The sequence below is a fragment of the Paenibacillus sp. FSL R10-2778 genome (genome assembly GCF_038593035.1).
Taxonomy (GTDB): Bacteria; Bacillota; Bacilli; order Paenibacillales; family Paenibacillaceae; genus Paenibacillus_AQ; species Paenibacillus_AQ odorifer.
In genome coordinates this window covers 4,791,502-4,811,071 of sequence record NZ_CP151956.1, presented here as the reverse complement: position 1 = coordinate 4,811,071, position 19,570 = coordinate 4,791,502, and the positions used below count along the sequence as shown (strand labels likewise).

20 protein-coding genes and 1 riboswitch are annotated in these 19,570 nt (G+C 45.0%); of the genes, 14 read left to right on the top strand and 6 right to left on the bottom strand.

Going from position 1 to position 19,570, the window contains the following annotated elements; all coding sequences use genetic code 11:
- Window positions 1-15 precede the first annotated feature (15 nt).
- The 13 genes from ytfJ to NST40_RS21725 all read left to right on the top strand — a co-directional run bounded on the left by ytfJ (window position 16) and on the right by NST40_RS21725 (window position 12,035).
- Window positions 16-504 (top strand): GerW family sporulation protein, encoded by a 489-nt coding sequence (gene ytfJ / locus NST40_RS21785; protein ID WP_076127461.1) that lies wholly within the window; start codon window positions 16-18, stop codon window positions 502-504.
- A 247-nt stretch (window positions 505-751) separates the two neighbouring features.
- Window positions 752-1,951, top strand: coding sequence for a D-alanyl-D-alanine carboxypeptidase family protein (locus NST40_RS21780; protein WP_179087488.1), 1,200 nt, complete (start codon window positions 752-754; stop codon window positions 1,949-1,951).
- Window positions 1,952-1,987: 36 nt separating this feature from the next.
- Window positions 1,988-2,653, top strand: coding sequence for a nucleoside recognition domain-containing protein (locus tag NST40_RS21775; RefSeq protein ID WP_076127464.1), 666 nt, complete (start codon window positions 1,988-1,990; stop codon window positions 2,651-2,653).
- A 7-nt stretch (window positions 2,654-2,660) separates the two neighbouring features.
- Window positions 2,661-3,194, top strand: a complete 534-nt coding sequence (locus NST40_RS21770; protein WP_036676158.1) for a spore maturation protein — start codon at window positions 2,661-2,663, stop codon at window positions 3,192-3,194.
- 59 nt (window positions 3,195-3,253) lie between these two features.
- Window positions 3,254-3,598, top strand: a complete 345-nt coding sequence (locus tag NST40_RS21765; RefSeq protein WP_076127466.1) for an N-acetylmuramoyl-L-alanine amidase — start codon at window positions 3,254-3,256, stop codon at window positions 3,596-3,598.
- A 20-nt stretch (window positions 3,599-3,618) separates the two neighbouring features.
- Window positions 3,619-4,377 (top strand): pseudouridine synthase, encoded by a 759-nt coding sequence (locus NST40_RS21760; RefSeq protein ID WP_036676166.1) that lies wholly within the window; start codon window positions 3,619-3,621, stop codon window positions 4,375-4,377.
- A 120-nt stretch (window positions 4,378-4,497) separates the two neighbouring features.
- Complete coding sequence (locus NST40_RS21755; RefSeq protein ID WP_038572444.1) at window positions 4,498-5,019, top strand: redoxin domain-containing protein; 522 nt, start codon at window positions 4,498-4,500, stop codon at window positions 5,017-5,019.
- Window positions 5,019-6,704: a cytochrome c biogenesis protein ResB gene (locus NST40_RS21750; protein ID WP_076218817.1), complete on the top strand. Its 1,686-nt coding sequence runs from the start codon at window positions 5,019-5,021 to the stop codon at window positions 6,702-6,704. Before NST40_RS21755 ends, NST40_RS21750 begins: the two co-directional genes overlap by 1 nt.
- Window positions 6,701-7,963, top strand: a complete 1,263-nt coding sequence (ccsA, locus tag NST40_RS21745) for a cytochrome c biogenesis protein CcsA (protein WP_036676173.1) — start codon at window positions 6,701-6,703, stop codon at window positions 7,961-7,963. The genes NST40_RS21750 and ccsA overlap by 4 nt, the downstream gene beginning before the upstream one ends.
- Before the next feature lie 76 nt (window positions 7,964-8,039).
- Window positions 8,040-8,756, top strand: coding sequence for a response regulator transcription factor (locus NST40_RS21740; RefSeq protein WP_036676174.1), 717 nt, complete (start codon window positions 8,040-8,042; stop codon window positions 8,754-8,756).
- Entirely contained in the window at window positions 8,757-10,193 is a 1,437-nt protein-coding gene (locus NST40_RS21735) for an ATP-binding protein (protein WP_076127471.1), read from the top strand. It abuts the gene before it with no gap.
- 118 nt (window positions 10,194-10,311) lie between these two features.
- Window positions 10,312-11,805 carry a glycerol kinase GlpK gene (gene glpK, locus NST40_RS21730; protein WP_076218816.1) on the top strand — a complete coding sequence of 498 codons (1,494 nt, stop codon included), beginning with the start codon at window positions 10,312-10,314 and terminating at the stop codon, window positions 11,803-11,805.
- A gap of 20 nt (window positions 11,806-11,825) precedes the next feature.
- On the top strand, window positions 11,826-12,035 hold the full coding sequence (locus tag NST40_RS21725; protein WP_076127474.1) for a DNA-binding protein: 210 nt from the start codon (window positions 11,826-11,828) through the stop codon (window positions 12,033-12,035).
- A gap of 76 nt (window positions 12,036-12,111) precedes the next feature.
- On the opposite strand, the gene NST40_RS21720 is transcribed toward NST40_RS21725, so the two are convergent.
- The 6 genes from NST40_RS21720 to NST40_RS21695 form a co-directional block, all read right to left on the bottom strand.
- Window positions 12,112-13,104, bottom strand: a complete 993-nt coding sequence (locus tag NST40_RS21720; RefSeq protein ID WP_076127476.1) for a ketoacyl-ACP synthase III — start codon at window positions 13,102-13,104, stop codon at window positions 12,112-12,114.
- Window positions 13,105-13,158: 54 nt separating this feature from the next.
- Entirely contained in the window at window positions 13,159-13,509 is a 351-nt protein-coding gene (locus tag NST40_RS21715) for a hypothetical protein (protein WP_076127478.1), read from the bottom strand.
- A 205-nt stretch (window positions 13,510-13,714) separates the two neighbouring features.
- Window positions 13,715-14,083: a carboxymuconolactone decarboxylase family protein gene (locus NST40_RS21710; RefSeq protein ID WP_036676184.1), complete on the bottom strand. Its 369-nt coding sequence runs from the start codon at window positions 14,081-14,083 to the stop codon at window positions 13,715-13,717.
- A gap of 10 nt (window positions 14,084-14,093) precedes the next feature.
- On the bottom strand, window positions 14,094-15,734 hold the full coding sequence (locus NST40_RS21705; protein ID WP_143761901.1) for a thiamine pyrophosphate-binding protein: 1,641 nt from the start codon (window positions 15,732-15,734) through the stop codon (window positions 14,094-14,096).
- 155 nt (window positions 15,735-15,889) lie between these two features.
- Window positions 15,890-15,986: riboswitch (cyclic di-GMP riboswitch) on the bottom strand.
- Window positions 15,987-16,160: 174 nt separating this feature from the next.
- Complete coding sequence (locus NST40_RS21700; RefSeq protein WP_036676188.1) at window positions 16,161-17,411, bottom strand: HAMP domain-containing methyl-accepting chemotaxis protein; 1,251 nt, start codon at window positions 17,409-17,411, stop codon at window positions 16,161-16,163.
- 121 nt (window positions 17,412-17,532) lie between these two features.
- Window positions 17,533-18,489 carry a YafY family protein gene (locus NST40_RS21695; protein WP_076127480.1) on the bottom strand — a complete coding sequence of 319 codons (957 nt, stop codon included), beginning with the start codon at window positions 18,487-18,489 and terminating at the stop codon, window positions 17,533-17,535.
- Between the two features lie 159 nt (window positions 18,490-18,648).
- On the opposite strand from NST40_RS21695, the gene NST40_RS21690 reads away from it, so the two are divergent.
- The gene (locus tag NST40_RS21690) at window positions 18,649-19,482 is read left to right on the top strand and encodes an SDR family NAD(P)-dependent oxidoreductase (RefSeq protein ID WP_076276707.1); all 834 of its coding nucleotides are present in this window, start codon (window positions 18,649-18,651) and stop codon (window positions 19,480-19,482) included.
- Window positions 19,483-19,570: the final 88 nt, after the last annotated feature.

Here is a 19,570-nt window from a genome sequence, read left to right as displayed (position 1 = left end):
AAAGGAGGAAACAATATGAGCGACCATCCTATTCAAGGCCTAATGCAAACAGCGATGGAAAATATCAAGGGTATGGTAGATGTGAATACCATTGTCGGTGATCCAGTACAAACCCCTGACGGCAGCATTATCCTGCCTATCAGTAAAGTTGCCTTTGGATTTGCTGCTGGTGGTAGTGATTATCGAGTAGAAGATTCTATAAGTGGTTCAAGCTCCCAAGGTGGAGTCAAAATGCTTCCATTTGGTGGAGGTAGCGGGGGAGGCGTCTCCATTCGACCGATCGCTTTTTTAGTGGTAGGTAAGGATGGAGTGAATATTGTCCCTCTGGACAATCAAACGCACCTATTCGAAAAAATCATCGATGCAACACCAGGGCTCATCGACAAAATTCAAACGATGTTCCAAACCGGCAATGCTGCAGCTCAAACGCCGCCAACACCTGCCACACCGGCAGCAGCACCTGTTAAAACCGATCCAAGTACATCTCAATCTTCAACTCATTAGGTACACATAATTCTACAAATAGCCTCGGGGATATCGCCATACACAGGCGGTGTCCCTTTTTTGACGTGTCAGAAAGTATATTTTGATCCCCAAATTACCTGAGAATGTATCGAAGCAAAGCCTCACGTTGTGGGGATATTTTGTGTGGAACATCCCAAGGAGTGGACATACCCTAAGGCTGGTCCGCATACACTTGTACAACATAAACACTTTTACTTAAGATCCGATAAGAAGCCGGAGGATGAACATGAAGACAATAACCCGTAAATGGCCATTCGCCTTAATATTGTGCCTTTCGCTGCTGCTTCTGGCGCCGCAATCTTCAATTCAGGCCGAGAACAGCTCTATCTCTACACATGCAAGAGCAGCGGCACTGATTGATGTGGAATCTGGGCGTATTTTGTACAGCAGCCGTGGGGATGAGCCTATGCTTATTGCCAGCTTGACCAAAATTATGACCGCCCTCGTCGCCATTGAGAATGGTGATTTAGCCTCTAAAGTCAAAGTAGGAAAAAATGCCTATGCGAAAGAAGGCTCTTCTATTTACTTGCAGCAGGGAGAAGAGATGACGCTGGAAAATATGCTGTATGGCCTGATGCTGCGCTCAGGGAATGATGCAGCAACGGCGATCGCTGAGCATATCGGTGGTTCTGAGGAAGGTTTTGTATACCTTATGAACGCTAAGGCTGAGGAGCTAGGGCTAACCCATACTCATTTTGCTAATCCCCATGGTCTTGACGCTGAAGGGCATTATTCTAGTGCTAACGACTTGGCTGTTCTGACCGCTTATGCTCTTCATAATCCTGTATTTAAAGAAATTGTGAAGACGCAGGAGAAAACTGCAGACAATCCAAATGAGAAATGGGATTACAAATGGAGAAACAAAAATAAGATGCTGTATTTATACGAGGGAGCGGACGGTGTAAAGACAGGTTATACCAAAAAAGCACTGCGCTGCCTTGTCAGCTCTGCCACCAGAAACGGCCAGCAGCTTGTCGCAGTTACTATAAATGACGGCGATGACTGGAATGATCATGCTTCCCTGCTAAACTTCGGGTTTAATCACTATCCGCTCAAAACACTGATCGAACGTGGTGATGCCGTGACGGGCTATAACTTTGTAACCTCCAAAACCTTTGCTTATCCACTTGGACAAGGTGAACAAAATAGAGTGATCACGAAACTTGTTTTAAATCAGAAGGAAAGTGCTTCAGCCGAAGCTACACGAGCGAATTTTGGATTGCAAGGAGCGCTTGTGCTGGAGCTGGGCGGAAAAGAAATAGGTCGCGTGCCGGTGTATACTCCTGAGAACCTGCCTCCTGAGCAATCTGCTTATATGAAAAAGTACAGTCCAACACTAGCACAGGCTTACCCGGCAAATAATTGGTTCCAGGCGCTGGGCAGTGCACTGAAGGCTCTATTTGAAATGGGAGCGAGTTCGAAATAAGAAAATGGGCTGATGAATGAAGAAGGAGGCGTATCCATGATTAACGGGATTTGGCTAGGAATGATCATCATCGGTTTTCTGTTCGCCGCCGTTAACGGCAGAATGGATGAGTTTACAGCCGCCGTATTCGACGGAGCCAAGAGTGGGGTAACGGTAAGTTTTGGCTTAATCAGTGTGCTTGTGTTCTGGCTTGGGATTATGAAGATAGCAGAAGATGCAGGTTTGCTTAAAAAGATTGCCAAGGTGCTTGGCCCTGTCGTAGCTTTTTTATTCCCTGATGTGCCGAAAGGGCATCCTGCCATAGGATATATTCTCTCCAATATGAGTGCTAATCTGCTCGGACTAGGCAATGCCGCAACGCCAATGGGCATCAAGGCTATGCAGGAGCTGCAAAAGCTCAATCCTGATAAAGAGACCGCGACACCAGCCATGTGTACTCTTCTAGCGCTTAACACAGCAAGTATTACGCTTATCCCGGCCACACTGATTGCCATCCGGTTAAACTATGGTTCAGCCGATCCCGCAGGCATAGTAGGTACAACACTTGCAGCAACGGCCGTGGCTACACTTGCAGCGATTGCGGCAGACCGGTTTTTCCGAAGGTTGACTTTATTGCGCAAACCGCCGAAGCCCCCTTCAGCAAAGTCCGGGGTTCCTCCTTTGGCGAAGACAACACTCCCTAATTCCTCATTGAAAGGGTGAACGTGATTTGTACCAGTTTATCAGTCTCATATCGGCATGGGCGATTCCGGTCATGATCACGTTCATCCCGCTCTATGCTTTTACGCGCAAAGTGCCAGTCTACGAATCCTTTGTTGAAGGTGCGAAAGATGGGTTTGGCACGGCCATTGCGATTATTCCCCATCTTGTGGGGATGCTGGTTGCGATCAGCGTTTTTCGCGCTTCCGGTGCGCTGGATTTTTTTATGGGCTTCATATCCCCAGCCCTGCGGGGGCTTGGTGTTCCGGCAGAAGTATTGCCGCTTGGTCTTCTGCGGCCGCTTACGGGGACTGGGTCGCTTGCTTACACTACGGATCTAATCCGTGTGCATGGCCCGGATTCTTTAATTGGTATGATTGCTTCCACCATACAGGGGAGCACAGATACTACGCTTTATGTTTTGACCGTTTACTTTGGAGCTGTAGGCGTACGGAATGGCCGTTATGCGCTTAAGGTTGGCCTGTTCTCCGATGTTGTCGGCTTTGTCGCCGCGATCGCTGTGTGTTTGCTATTATTTGGATAGTCACCCCATTGCCCCCCTGAACATATGCTATTGCAGCAATGTGGAGGGGGCATTCCGCAATGAACTATAAAGGCTTTATTCTGCATCATTCTAGCTGCACATCCATTAACGGTAAAGGTTTTGACTTCTGGGTAGGAGTGGATGGCGCAATTTATGCAGCACCGCTACTGACAGATCCGGAGTATATTCATATTTGTTTGGAAGGTGATTTTGGTAAGAAAGTGGGCGATCCTCCAATATCCGGAAGGCAGGAGCAGCTTTTTGCAACGGCTAAACTCGTTTTAGAATTAGTAGAACGCTACCAAATCTCCCCTTTAATCATCGAACCCCACAATAATTCCTGCCCAGGAGCATTTTTTCCTTGGAATGAACTTGTGATTTATCCCTCTGATGGTTATCATTGATCTGAGGTGACTAGTCGAATATGGAAAGATTACAGAAAATTTTGGCGCAGGCCGGTGTGGCGTCCAGACGCAAGTGTGAAGAAATGATTTTGGCCGGTAAAGTGGAAGTCAACGGGGAACTCGTAACTACGCTTGGCACGAAGGTGGACCCCGCAACAGATATTATTAAAGTTTCCGGTAGACTGATCCGGGGCGAGAACAAAATCTATATTATGTTCAACAAACCTAAGGGAGTAATCACAAGCGCTTCCGATCCAAAGGGTCGTAAGGTTGTAACTGACTACCTAAAAGGAATTACTGAACGGGTTTACCCTGTAGGCCGGCTCGATTACGATACGGAAGGTTTGCTGCTGCTGACGAATGATGGGGACTTTGCTAACTTGCTGACTCATCCGAAGCATCATGTACCTAAGACGTATCATGCTACGGTCAAGGGTATACCGCATGGCACTGCATTGGACAAGCTGAAAGCTGGCATCAAGCTGGAAGATGGCATGACAGCGCCTGCGGAAGTAGAGTACAAGGATATTGATGAGGCAAATAAGGAAGCGGTTATCAGCATCACGATTCACGAGGGACGTAACCGTCAGGTACGACGCATGTTTGATGCGATTTCACACCCCGTACTCCGTCTGAAACGGATTTCATTCGGGGATATTATGCTGCAAAATCTCAAACGTGGCTCTTACCGTCATTTGACCAAGGATGAAATTAACCATCTGCAGCAAATTGCCAAAGCAGGATTGCTTAAAGAAAGAACTCCACGTAAAGAGTCATAAAGACACAGAATATTCACAATTAAACCCCCTAAAGCTGTGACGAAATTCGCTATAATGTTCATAGGATGTTCACACCTTACAACATAAGTATGAGTTGCGTCACAGAAGGGGGCTTTACGTGTGGGTAAAGCAAGAAAACCAATTCAAATCGTGATTCTGTTTCTAATTGTTATAGTGGGCGGTTATGCCATCGGTTCCTCTGTATTTGGGGGAAGTGGCAAACCAGAGGAAGGGAGCAAAGCACCTTCCTTTGATTTGCTTGGGCTTGACGGTCTGGCTCATACCCTAGACGAATATAAGGGCAAGACTATTGTGCTTAATTTCTGGGGCTCTTGGTGTGCACCTTGTGTCAAAGAAATGCCGGCTCTCCAAGCGCAATGGGAGAAATGGAAGGACAAAGACGTAGTGGTCTTAGGCATTAATGTGGGCGAAGACCGGATGACTGTCGAGAATTTTGTGAAGCAGGTAAACATCGATTTTCCGATTTTGATGGACACTGGACGTGATGCTGTACGAAGTTATGGTATTTCTCCGCTGCCAACTACCTTATTCATTAATTCCAAGGGTAAAATTGACAACATTCATATCGGCCAGCTTGATTTGAATTCACTTGATGATCAAATTGGGAAGCTGGTGGATTGATGAGTGAACGCGAGGCATTTATAACCAATACCAAATGTGAATGTGGTCACCAGAACCCTGTAGGTACTGTTTTATGCGAAGCATGCGGGAAGCCGTTGGGGAAGGAATCAGACTGGGGCGAGAATTTGGAAATGCGTTACGATGGCGTAGCTCGCCGATCTCAGCGCGTTAACCCGGGGATTATTGATCGGGTGTGGAACTTTTTCTCTTCCGTCAAAATAGCGATCTACCTGATCGTGCTGACACTTATAGGCTCTATGCTGGGGACGATTTTCCCGCAGGAGAGTACTTTTCTTAATATTGATGCCTCAGTTTATTACAAGCAAGAGTACGGAACAGCCGGATATATTTATCACAAACTTGGACTTTCACATACATACGAATCCTGGTGGTTTGTAACTCTACTCGTAATGATCGGCGCTTCACTTGTGATCTGTAGCTTGGATCGAGTACTTCCGCTCTATAAGGCCTTAACCAGACAGAAGATTCGGAAACATCGTCAGTTCTTAACTCGGCAAAAAGCTGTGTTAGTGACTGAAGTACAAGAGGAACCAGAAGCTTGGGTAACCCGGGTAATTCAGCCTATGCGTAAAAAGGGCTATCGCGTGAAGACGGATGGAGGGGCTCTGCTGGCAGAGAAACATCGCTTCAGCCGCTGGGGACCTTATGTAATACATATTGGCTTAATTATTTTTTTACTTGCTGTATTAGCAAGAGGATTGCCGGGACTGAACATGGATCAGCATCTTGCTTTCCCGCAAGGGGAGATCACACAGATTCCGGACACCACCTATTATTTGAAAAATGAGAAATTTACCGTGGAGTTTTATACGGAGGAAGAGATGCCTGAGGAATTTCGCGGCAAAAAAATACTTCCAAAGCTATTCCAGACCCAAGCTGTGCTTTATGAATGCACCGCGGATTGTGGAGACCCTTCGAAGGAACCGCAGCTATCCGAGGTGACGAAACATGATATCCAAGTAAATTCACCTTTGGATTATAAAGGATTGAAAGCGTATCAGTTTGATTATGATCTGACCCCTGTGCTGCGTTCGGTACAGCCTGAGCTTAAGAATTCCACCACTGGCGAGGCGTACGGCAAATTTAAGCTGGACATGAAGAACCCTCAGCGGGCAATTCAGGCGGGTCCTTATACTTTAACTTTGAAAGAAAAGTATATGGATTTTGGTCTAAATGAGGAGGGTCAGCCGATTTCCAAATCACCTTATCCGAATGCACCTGCTTTTTTGTTCCTGATACAAGGTCCGGATCTCCCGGCGGAAGGGCAGCAGTATTTCTATTTTCCTAAACAGGTGGATAAGGCGCAGTTTCAACAGGCTGCCATTAACGATAAGCTTGGCGGGAGCAATAGATTTCTTGAGCTTGAAGTGGACAACATGAGCGACGTTGATTTTTCGGAATCGACTACTTACTTGAATATACGTATTGATCGTGCAATGCCGTTTGTATGGCTAGGTGCAGCAATCGTGATGCTGGGTTTAGTGCTTGGCTTCTACTGGCAGCATAGACGTATCTGGCTTACCGTTGCTAACGGGGAGCTTATCCTCGGAGGACATACGAACAAGAACTGGTTCGGGTTCCGCCGTGAGATCGTTTCTATTTTAGAAAAAGTAGATCTGGTAGTCGATGAAAAATCATTAGATAATGGAGGAGGCCTTTCATGAGCTTGCTCGACATCAGCAGCGCTGTCTTTATTGCCGCATTTTTATTATACAGCGGTTCGTTTATGTTATTCACTATCGCCATCATGGGTCGCAAGTGGTCAGGCCGCAAGCCGGAGGAACATACCGCACGTTGGGGCAAAATTGCTTTTATTTTCTCTTCAATAGGTCTTATCTTTCATCTTATTTATTTCTTTACACGCTGGGCGGGCTCAGGGCATATTCCGGTCAGCAACATGTATGAGTTCATGACTTTTTTATCGATGATGGTGATGGTTGCCTTTACTGTGATGTACGCTATTTATCGTAAGGTAATCTTGGGTCTTTTTGCAGTTCCAATCAGTATTATTGTGATGGCTTATGCCGCAGTATTTCCACAGGAAGTACAGCCGCTGATTCCATCTCTTCAATCGAACTACTTAAAGATTCACGTAACACTGGCTGCACTAGGTGAATCCTTCTTCGCAGTAGGGTTTGCGGCGGGACTGATGTATCTGCTGCGAACAGTCAATTTTTCCAGTAAAGAGAAGGCGGATCGCAAGCAACAGAGGCTGGTCGAATTTACTCTCTTTTCAATCATTGTTATAATTGGGTTTCTGGGTTCTGTTTTTGCATTCCGAGGAGCAGGCTATGAAACTGTTTTTGTCCGTCCGAACGTTACGATTGACAGCCCCGGGCAGGAAAATAGTACAATAGAGAAAGTGAGTTATCGAATGCCGCCGATTGTGGCACCTCACAATAGCGAAATTGAGAGCTTCCAGTCGTTTCTTGGCATAAAAGAACCACTCTTTGAGGCACCATCTTGGATGAATGGTGTAAATGCTGGACGGAAGTTTAATACTGTAATTTGGTCACTCCTTTCGGGATTAATCCTCTACGGAGTTCTTCGCTTGATCGTACGTAAACCGCTGGGCACTGCTTTACACCCAGTGATGGACGGAATTGATGAGGGCGATCTAGATGAGATTACGTATAGGGCGATAGCCATTGGCTTTCCTATTTTCACATTAGGCGCTTTGATCTTTGCAATGATATGGGCGCAAATCGCTTGGGGAAGATTCTGGGGATGGGACCCTAAGGAAGTCTGGGCGCTTGTCACTTGGCTCTTCTATAGCGCTTATCTTCATTTACGTTTGGCTCGTGGATGGCAAGGAAGAAAATCTGCCTGGCTGGCTGTGCTTGGCTTCCTGGTCGTAATGTTTACTCTGGTTGGCGTTAATTTAGTCATCGCCGGACTTCATTCTTACGCGGGGACGGACTGAGCATAGTTTACCTGTTAACGTTGCACAATGGTTTAAAGGTTACGTTCTACTGTATTGATGAAGGGGTTGTAGTGAAATGGCAGATCATTTAAACAGAATTCTGGTAGTGGATGATGAGGAACGCATTCGCCGCCTGCTAAAGATGTATCTTGAAAAAGAAGGTTATGAAATCGATGAAGCGGAAGACGGAGAAATCGCTCTTCGTAAAGCAACAGCAAATGACTACGGTCTAATTTTGCTGGATGTTATGCTGCCTGGCATCGATGGGATGGAAGTGCTGACAAGACTCAGAGGAGTGAAGTCAACACCGGTCTTAATGCTTACAGCTAAAGGCGAAGAGATCAACCGTGTTCAAGGCTTTGAGATGGGCGCAGACGATTACGTTGTGAAGCCCTTCAGTCCACGTGAAGTCATTTACCGGGTGAAGGCTATTATGCGCCGTTCTTCGGCAACTGCTTTCTTGTCCAAGGAGAGCAATTCCAGCAATAACATTGTATTTACTCATCTTATTATTGAACATGATGCTCACCGTGTGACTGCTGGTGGTGAAGAAGTAAGTTTGACACCTAAAGAATATGAACTTCTGCATTATTTGGCTATTTCGCCTGATAAAGTATTTTCTCGTGAAGAACTGCTTAAGGATGTCTGGAATTATGAATTTTTCGGAGATTTGCGTACTGTAGATACTCACGTAAAACGTCTTCGTGAAAAACTGAATAAAGTATCACCGGAATCTGCAGCGATGATTACGACCGTATGGGGCGTAGGCTACAAACTAGAGGTACCTAAATAAGTGAACTTCTGGAGAAGTCTTGTCGGCAAACTGTGGGTTACGATCATCTGCCTGGTCGCTGTCGTGCTTATTACCTTGGGGTTATTTTTGCTTCCCTACATAGACAGTAACTTTGCCAATTCCGGAGATATCAAACGTTTATTTATGTATACTTGTATGATCGGATTTTCTTTGACGACATTTTTTGCATTGTTTTTGTTTACCAAAATTACTCAGCCGATGCAGCGTGTCATTGAAGCTGCGAATAACATTCGCCGGGGTGAATACGGAACAAGGCTTACGCTTGTCACAAGTGATGAAATTGGCCAGTTGGCTACTTCCTTTAACCACATGGCTGAGGAGCTTGAAGAGAACATTCGCAGTCTGCATCATGAGAAGGGGCATCTGTCTAGCGTACTGCGCAGTATGAGCGATGCTGTGATCACCTTTGACATTGAAGGGCAGATTATTTTGACCAATCCGCATGGCCAAGCTCTGCTAGAGAGCTGGAGCGATTTGCAGTGGGAACATGCGAGTGATGCTGAGCTCCATCCCGAAACGGCTGAGAGCAGTGTTCCTCCTCCCCTGCGTCCTTTATTTTTAAGCACCTTGAAGCAAGGTGGCGATGACCGCTCCAATGTACATGTACGGCAGGGCGTCTGGTCTGTTCATATGGCACCGTTATATTCTGAAGGCAGCATCCGGGGAGTAGTTGCTGTACTGCGGGATGTGACGGAAGAGGTGCGTCTGGAAAAGATGCGCAGAGACTTCGTAGCTAATGTCTCCCATGAAATCCGCACGCCATTGTCGATGATGCAAGGGTACAGTGAGGCTTTATTGGACGGGATGGCTTCATCTCCCGAAGAAAGCAGTGAGCTGATCCAGGTCATTCATGACGAATCACTGCGTATGGGGCGTCTGGTTAAGGATTTGCTTGATCTTGCCCGAATGGAAGCCGGACATACGGATATGATGAAAGCTCAGGTGGACATGAACGAACTGCTGGAACGAGTCTACCGTAAATTTTCTGTACGTGCGAAAGAGCGCGATATCCATCTTCACTTACAACAAGAGAGTGATATTGCTGTTCTGAAGGCGGCGGATGAGGATAAACTGGAACAAGTCTTAACCAATTTACTCGATAATGCTTTTCGCCACACACAGGGTGGCAAAAAAATCACGGTTCATACAGGAACTTGTGTATTAGAAGGCCGTCGTTATCTTGAGATTAAAATTCAGGATGAAGGGGTTGGAATTCCACCAGAGGATCTGCCGTATATATTTGACCGCTTCTACAAAGCTGATAAGGCGCGTGTACGGGGAGAATCAGGTGGAACGGGACTTGGGCTTGCGATTGTTAAAAATATTGTAGAGTCGCATCACGGGACCATCTCAGCTTCAAGCAAACTAGGCGAAAGTACAACCTTTACGCTAAGACTTCCTGTCGAAAAACAGTAATTCCAAACACAATGTGTGATAGCGCCTCTGACAGCAGAGGTGCTTTTTGTTGAAACAAACACATTAATCTTGTTCATCGTGGAACATATCTTGTAGGTTTTGCTTGGGAGGGCATAGAATGATTTTATCTTTAGACCAAGGTACTACCAGCTCACGAGCCATATTGTTCGATACGGAGGCTAAATGGGTCTCACAAGGTCAATATGAAGTTAAACAATCCTTCCCCCATCCAAGCTGGGTAGAGCATGACCCTGAGCAAATCTGGGCGTCACAGCTCGCAGCGGCAAGAGATGCGATTGCGCGGGGTGGCATAGCAGTTGAGGAGATCTCTGCCATCGGAATAACCAATCAGAGAGAAACAGCTTTAATCTGGGATAAAATAACGGGCAAACCGATATACCCTGCGATTGTGTGGCAGGACAGGCGTACTGCAGAGCAATGTGAAGAACTTAAAAGTAAAGGGCTGGAGCAAGTTATTGCGAGCAAGACGGGCCTTGTTGTAGATGCTTATTTCTCAGCTACCAAAATCTCCTGGATACTGGATCATGTGGATGGCGCCCGAGAACGGGCGAATCGTGGGGAACTTCTAGCAGGGACGATCGACAGCTGGTTAATTTGGAGACTTACTTGCGGAGCCGTACATGTCACGGATGTTACCAATGCCTCACGTACGATGCTGTTTAATCTTCATGAACGGTGCTGGGATGAAGAGCTAATGGAAGAGCTTCGTATTCCGCGTGCCATCCTGCCAGAAGTAAGAATGTCTGGCGGCGAATTTGGAGTAGCAGACAAACAGTGGTTCGGGGCGGACATTCCAATTCGCTCTGTACTTGGAGATCAACAGGCCGCATTGTTTGGACATACTTGTCTAGAACCCGGCAGTGCCAAAAACACCTATGGTACAGGTTGTTTTATTCTAATGAACACAGGCACAGAAGCTGTAGCCTCCAGTCATGGCTTGTTGACCACTGTAGCTTGGGGTATGGGAGATGAACTCTATTATGCCCTAGAGGGCAGTGTGTTCGTGGCCGGAGCGGCTGTTCAGTGGCTGCAGGAGGGTCTTGGTCTTATAGAGGAGCCAGCAGGCTCAGAAGATAAAGCACGGGAAGTAGAGGACAGTGAAGGGGTTATCGTTGTGCCTGCGTTTACCGGACTCGGGGCACCCTATTGGGATATGTATGCCCGTGGAGCTATATTTGGCCTTACTAGAGGCACTACCTCAGGACATCTGGTACGAGCTACATTGGAGTCCTTAGCCTTTCAATCTAGAGATGTAATAGGAGCTATGGAAAAAGACGCAGGCATGCCATTGACCGGCCTTCGTGTGGATGGCGGAGCTGTGCGTAACGATTTGCTGATGCAATTCCAGTCTGATATCCTGGGCAGTGAGGTTACTAGAACAACCTATGCGGAGACAACAGCTTTGGGTGCGGCGCTTCTGGCCGGGTTAACGTCCGGAGTCTGGACACGTGCCCAGCTAGAGAGCTTCAACAAGGCTGAGAGGGTCTTCTCGCCTGAGATGGGTATAACTGAGCGGGAAGGTCGTTACAACGCCTGGAAGGACGCTGTAGCGCGTACCATGGGTTGGGAGAAGCATGAAGGATATCAGTGATAAAGGAGCTGTATATATCTATGGTTAACGGAACCGAATCTGATCTGCCGGGCGGACTATCTAAGCCGGCGCTTCGAGCCCTGCATGGGGCTGGATATGTTCAGCTTCAACAATTCAGCAAGCTTACTGAAGCAGAGCTTCTGCAGCTACATGGATTGGGGCCAAAGGCGATCGTCCTATTACGGAGTGCTCTCGCGGAAAAGGGGCTCACCTTTGCAAGTAAGTCCTGATGTTGCGTTCATATTTATATTAAAAAACGGCAAGCTTAGGTGAATCCCTAGCTTGCCGCTTTTTGTTATACAGCTCCTAATATTCAATAACAAATGCTACATTTTGCCAACCGGCGCCCACTGTCCAGAACAGGACTTTATCACCACGTTCGATCTTTCCAGTAGTTACAGCTTTATGTAGAGCAATAAATGGGCTGCTGGTAGAGGTATATCCGAATTCATCCCCTATGTATACCGCTACATTGCGATCAATGCCGACTTTCTCACACATCTCTAAGATATTAGGCAATGAAAACTGTGAGAAGCAGGCTGCTTTAATGGCTTCAGGCGCGATATTGTTGTTAGACAGTAGAGTACGAATAGACTCAGAAGCAGCATCTATACAAATGGAATTATCAAAAGGAATAAACTTCACATTAAACTCTCCAGCCGCTACACCTTGTTTACCCAGTTTAGCCAGGCCTGCGCACGGGAACTTGGAATTATCGCAAACACAAGGATCCGTTTGGTAGATAGAGTCAATGAAACCGACCACATCCTCAGCTTGTTCAAGAATGACTGCCGCCGCTGCATCACCGAAGTTAGCGTAATAGACTGGATCATTCTTATCGGCATGAGGGGTTACATAATCGGAGCCGATGACCAACGCTCGTTTAATCCTAGGATTCGCTTGCATCTGACGGCTAACCTGTTCCACAGAAGCCGTCATACCCGCACAATTAGCATTACTGTCAATGCAGATCGTATGGGATGCGCCTTTGATCAAACGGTGAATCATTAATGAGTTGGTAGGAAAGATATACTCAGGAGTTTGACTTGCATAGGCAATAAGGTCGATATCGGCACCTGTGAGACCACTTTTCTCCAGAACATTCCTGGCAGCCTCAAAAGCCATCGTAAGGGAATTCTCATCCGCATCCTTAATACTATACCGTGTAATACGACCTAATGCGGATAATAGACCTCGAATATCAATGCCTTTTTCGTCAAAATGCTTAATGAAAAAGTCGTTACCAACTATATTGCTGGGATGATAGATATCAATGCCTTTAATACGAATTCCGGTCATAATACGCCTCCAGGAAAGCAGTAAAATGTGGCCTACATATTAAGATTAAAAGATCTAGACTGTAACCGCAGAAATGATCTCGATGTTATCGAGTCCAGCTTTACGGCCAAGACGGGAAAGCTGCATTTTGAGGATCGGGTTATTTTCAAGCGTTAGATTTACTTTTACAAATCCATCATTCTTAAACATTACAAAGCAGCTTTCTAAAAGAGGTACAACATCTGGTGCAGTTACATTTAGCTTTCTGCAGTCGATTTTTAGTTCATAGTCAGCTGGAGTAATTGGATTGATAGTTTGTTGATAAGCTTGAATAGATTTTAGACCATCTTCTTCAGAAAATGTTCCATCTAACTCAATGTTAATAACCTTGTTTGTAGTGTCTGTCTTCAAAACGAAACTTCCCATGCCTAAATCTCTCCCATAGATTGAATTTGTCCAAAACAGTTCGACTGCAATATCCAGCCATGTATATCCATTTAGCTGTTTTATAAAAGTCAAAATTCGACACTATACAGCAAGTAATGGGATATTCCGACTCTATTATAGGCATATTTTTCAAGTGTATGCAATAATAAAGTCGAATTTTGTATATTGTTGTCGAACTGTTGGGTTATTGGATTTCTTCTATGGTTGCAAGCAGGATATTAAAAGCTGTGATGATTCTAGGTGCCCCTATAACGGGTACTAAGTGTAATAGAATACCTTTAAGCTGTTCTACTGTAACTCCAACACGAAGGGCCATGACATAATGAACGCCCAACTGTTCGAATTGACCCATTGAAATTAAAGATGAAATGACTGCGATTTCCTTCCAGTCAGGGGCTATAGTATTACGTTGAAAAATATCGCCATAGGCATTCCCCATAATAAATTCAGCCAAGTCAGGGAAGTGGTCTTTAATTGGAGCTAGTGCTTTTGCGCCATAGTCTCCTGATAGATTCGTGAAGTGGTTGAGACCACTGTTGATATTTTCCTTCATGGTTAGCCTCCTAGTTTAGGTTCAAAGTACGGTGTGCAGTCGGAGGGACTTCATCACGGTCTGTTAGCAGTTCAATAACGGCAACATGGTTTAGAGCTACCGCATCTTTAATTGCAGCTGTGAATTCATCCGCAGTCTCACATTTGTAGCCTTTAGCACCTAGAGATTCAGCGAATTTCACGGCGTCCATTGGTACTTCATATAGAGTTCCATCGATACGACCTGTGGTTTTCTCCATACCCTTAAGAGCCATATCTAGTTGCTTATTATTGACCACGATAAAGATGACAGGGATATCTTTGCAGACAGCGGTGTTAATCTCAGCGCCGAGCATCATGAAACAACCATCACCTGTAATGCAGAGGACAGTTTCTTCAGGAGCTGCAACTTTTGCACCAATAGCCATGCCGATCGAATTACCCATGCAAGCAAAATACGCATCAAAAACAAAGCTGCCCGGTTTCTTAACCTTGTACCATTTTGCAGCGTGGAATCCATGACTTCCATCATCAACGAAAATTGAATTATTATAAGGGATCAAATCACTTAAAGTACTCATTACCGAAGCAAGGGAAAGATTCTTGAGGGTTGGAAGCTCTTCTGAATAATCCGTATCGGCCAAAGCCTCACGTTTGGTGATTGTGCTTGGGTCAATATGATTTAGGCAGTGCACCAAATTATCGCGCAGGTCCCCGGTGACCGGTATCGTTTTGGACAATAGTATTTTTCCGACAAAGGTTGGATCAATATCAAATTGAATTAAAGTTGCTGGATGATTCTCCCGTTTAAGATTACAGATGGTCATATCACTTAAACGTGATCCAAGCACTATAAATAAATCGCTTTTATTCAATAAATCGTCCCCGTGGGTCGAACCGCCAACGCCAATAGGACCATGATAGAGTGGGTGATCCCAGACTATAGCCCCTTTTCCACCAGGAGATGTTACTACAGGAATATTAAAAGTTTCTGCGAGTTGAACAAGCTCTTTATGTGCTCCGGAGCGGTTAATTCCTTTACCCGCAATAATCAAAGGATTCTTAGCAGCTTGAATAGCATCGATGACTCTATCGATATTAGCTAGACTAATTAGAGATTCTCTTTCTGGGATTACTATATTGCATTCTTCCAATACTTCAGTTTGTACATCAAAAGGAATACAAAGATGAACAGGACCCCGTTTGGTCAGGGCCACAGAAATCGCATGATTAAAAATAGTACCGAAGTGATCCCCACGTTCAACCAATTTACTGAACAAGGTGGCAGGTCTGAACATATCAGCTAAATCAGCCAGAAAAGAGGTGGAGTCCTGACATTGAGGAATTCCAAGCTCTGTAATGGATTGGTGGCCGGTAATAAATAGGACAGGTAGGTTGTTAGCTTTCGCGTGTGCTGCTGCTGTAAGCAGGTTAGTTCCCCCAGGACCCGAAGTACCAAATGCTACGCCTAGGTTACCCGTTTTCAGCGCATACCCTGCTGCTTCGAATCCGGAGCTTGCTTCATGTCTGCCGGGAATAAATTCAATACCGTAATCCACCATCTTTAGAACAATTGGACAAATGGATTTGCCAATGATCCCAAAAGAATGTGTGACTCCAAGGTTACGTAGTGCTTCCGCCATGTAATCTGCGACTGTCTTCAAAAGAAACACCTCACAAGTTTTTTGATATATATTAGTTATTAATCTACCGAATAGATACGATAGATCAATATACTCAAAAAGTAAAAACCTGTGCTCTATAGTAAGCACAGGTTGGTGGCATAAGGCGCCGCTAAGACTGAACAATAGTTCAGCCGTCCTGGTTCCTCTGCAACCTGGCAATCATGGCCTCAAACGAAAAAATGAGGCTGTAGATCCATGGTTTTGCGTCATCCTCTTTCGAGGATTTTGCCAATATTAATTTATAGTTGATAAGAATAATTTTCCTTTACAATATATTCCTCATTAATTTTTGTCAACATAATCCGCTAAAAAAACTCGAAATTTGACGAAAGTCTTGTCCAAGAGATGAAGTTTTGCCTCGCGAAAAAAACTGCCACCTAAGACTCAGCTTAGGTGGCAGTTGATAGTTTTGAACTAGAATTTAAAGATATGAATGGTTTTTTGCAGATTAAATACGGCCTGGGTCATTTTTTCCGTTTCTTCTGCAACAGACTGCAGGGCATTAATCTGTTCATTCATAGCCGCCGATACCTCTTCCGTGCCAGCAGCAGTTTCTTCGGTGATTGCTGAGATATTCTCAATTGCACTGGAAATTTTCAAGGCACTTTCTAGCATAAGATCACTCTCCGCAGAGAATGAAGAGATTTGCTCGGTAATGTACTGCACGCTTTGTACAATTTGTGCGAAAATATGGGCAGATTGAGTGATCATTTCATTCTGAACCTGCACAACCTCTTCATTGATGGCAATATTATCGATGGCTTGTTTAATATCTGACTCAATGCTGCGGACCAAGCCGAATACTTCTTTTGTGGATGCCGTAGATTCTTCAGCAAGCTTGCGGACCTCTTGAGCTACAACGGCAAAACCCCGACCATGCTCTCCGGCACGAGCAGCTTCGATGGAGGCATTCAGTGACAGCAGGTTGGTCTGCTCAGCGATCTCTGTGATGGTCTTGGTGATCATCGTAATCCCGCGGGCATTTTGTGAGAGAGCTTCAATAGTATCAGCCACTTTTTGTGTAGCCTCTATGTTTTTACGCATGCCTTCAGCCTGTGTATCTACGGATTGGCGCCCTTGCTCAACAAGTTCTAAGGTATGTATTGAACGTCTGTTCATTTCTTTGGTGGAGTTCGTATAATTGGATACTTTGGTCTCAATGTCTTTAATGGATTCTGTCATATCAGCGATATCCGTAGATATTTCATTTGCACCAAGAGCGAGCTCAGTAGAAGAAGAGGCTACTTGTGCCATGACAATTTTCAGGTTCTGGTTCTTATCTTCGATTCCGCGGCTTGCATCCATAACTTGACGGGTGATCTGCGATGCATCGGTCAGAATCTTCTTGAGCTTATCAATCATTGTGTTAAAGGAGCGGCTTACGTCACCCATTGAGCCATTTTCGTCCGCTCTGCTAGTGAAATCGCCCTTCGAAATACTGTGAGATACATTAGCAATATCATCAAAAGATGATGTAAGCGTTCTCTCCACGAAGCGAGCAACAGGTAAAGTCAGACCTGCAAGAACAACTACTAGTATAATTCCTACGAGAAATTGACCTAGAATCATTAACGTAACTAAGACAGGAATAGCAAACAGTGCGGCAACGAGGTAACATCCGGCAACAATTCTTTGTTTTAACGGAAGTTTGTGCATCCAGCTCATTGGTAAAATGTCCCCCTTATTAAATTTTATGTAATGGTGTTATTATAGGGGATTTATAGGTCATTGGTCTATAGAGAAGTGTCATAAATCTTCTTTAAGTAGTAGATATTTAGAATTCATGTCAAAATTCCTCATATATTGTGGAAATTGTTTTAATAGCAGACTTTACCATCCCTACTAGTTCGATAGGAGCTAAAACAATAACTGAAGGAGAGAAAGAGAGTACGATACGACAGGCAGATTCTATAGCATTAAACTCGGCCTCCACGTTCATCCACCCAGTATTAGCAGAGGGTTCTACTAAAGTTATAGTTACATATCTTTCACGCTGTAATTCTTTAAGAATAGACTCATTCACCTTTAAGTTCACTACATATTTTGGCAGTGCTGCTTTAAAAGCTAAAGTCGATTGTTCCCAGTAGCTTTTTAAATCAAAAGCCTCAGGTCTGACAAATGATTCATAAGTTGCGTCAGCTTGTATTAATCTCGACACGCGAAAAGTCCGCATTTCACCCTCGGTTCGTGCCACTACATACCAAACTCCACGTTTTGCGACTAACCCGAGAGGTTCAATGAAACGCTCCTTCATCTCGTCATTCCGTGGGTAAGTGATCTTCACTTTACGGTCTTCCCAAACAGCTTCCTGCAGGACAGATAGGAACGGATATGTCTCGTCGGAAGGGTGCCAGCTGGCACCATCTATATGAATGCGTTGGCTCAGGTAACTGGCTGGATTATTCGGCCTGGATGGGGAAGCAGCCTCCAGCTTAAGCACGGCAGAAGAGAAGTCGTTTTGTATACCCAGATCTTTTAAGATTGAGGAGTCTGCGGACAGCAGCAGAGTAGCAATTTCTGAGGGCTTCATACCCGTTAAGGAGGTCCGGTATCCTTCTGTGAGCATCCAACCTCCTTCGCGTCCCCGTTCGGCAAGAATCGGTATTCCCGCTGTACATAAGGCTTCCATATCTCTAAACACAGTTCGTTCAGACACTTCTAAGGTCTGGGCTAGCTCACGGGACGTCATCTTTCCACGATTTTGCAGCAAAAGTAAGATGGATAACAAACGATCGGCTCTCATTAAGGGAACATTCCTCCTCCTAATAAATGTTAGTTAGTTCTTAATTAATTATTATATTATATATGTCAGTTGGTGTCATATTAAAGAATTATACTTATATAAGGTAAGGATTAAATACAGAACATTTAGAGAAAAACAAGTGTAGAAAGGATTGAGAACATGACTTTAAAAGGAAAAGTAGCATTGGTCACCGGAGGCAGCAGAGGTGCTGGTAGAGGAATTGCATTGGAGCTGGCAAGGAAAGGTGCATTCGTTTATATTACGGGCAGAACGACAGAGGCTTCTGGCATAGAGCATAGCAAGCGGAGCATTGATAACGTACTTAGGGAAATAAAAGCGGAGGGAGGGTCCGGCAGCGCCATACGATGTGATCATACAAAAGATCAGGAGACAGAGGCGGTCATTCGCCAGATTGCTTCAGAGCAAGGAAAGCTTGATATTATAGTCAATAATGTATGGGGCGGCAACGATTTACCTATTGAGCAGAAGTCTTTCTGGGAGCTTCCTACAGCGCATTGGGACAATATGTTTAATGCGGGTGTGAGGGCACAGTTGATAACAAATTATTATGCAATACCATTAATGCGTGAGGCAAAAGCTGGCGGTCTAATCATCCACACAACCTTTTGGGATCATTACAAATATCTAGGAAATTTCTATTATGATCTTTCTAAAAATACACTTGTGCGTATGGCCTACGGGTTATCGAATGAGCTTAAAGAGGACAACATTGCAGTTATTCCGCTTACTCCGGGCTGGATGAGGACAGAGGCGGTGTTGGAGAGCATGAACACGGATGAGGAGCATTGGCATGAGGTTGAAGAATTGCAGATGACTGAATCCACAACCTATATCGGTAGAGCAGCCGCTGCTCTAGCAGCCGATCCTAAGGTTATGTCTATAACCGGACAACCGCAGCAGGTTGCTAAGCTGGCTGAAAAGTATGGATTTACAGACATCGATGGTCGGACTGTTCCCGCATTCTTAGTCTAAACAGCAAACTTGATCTGTTTGATCCCATATGTGCGTATGAAGCAGTATAGGACACAGCTGATCTATAATGCAGCATTTTCGTATATTT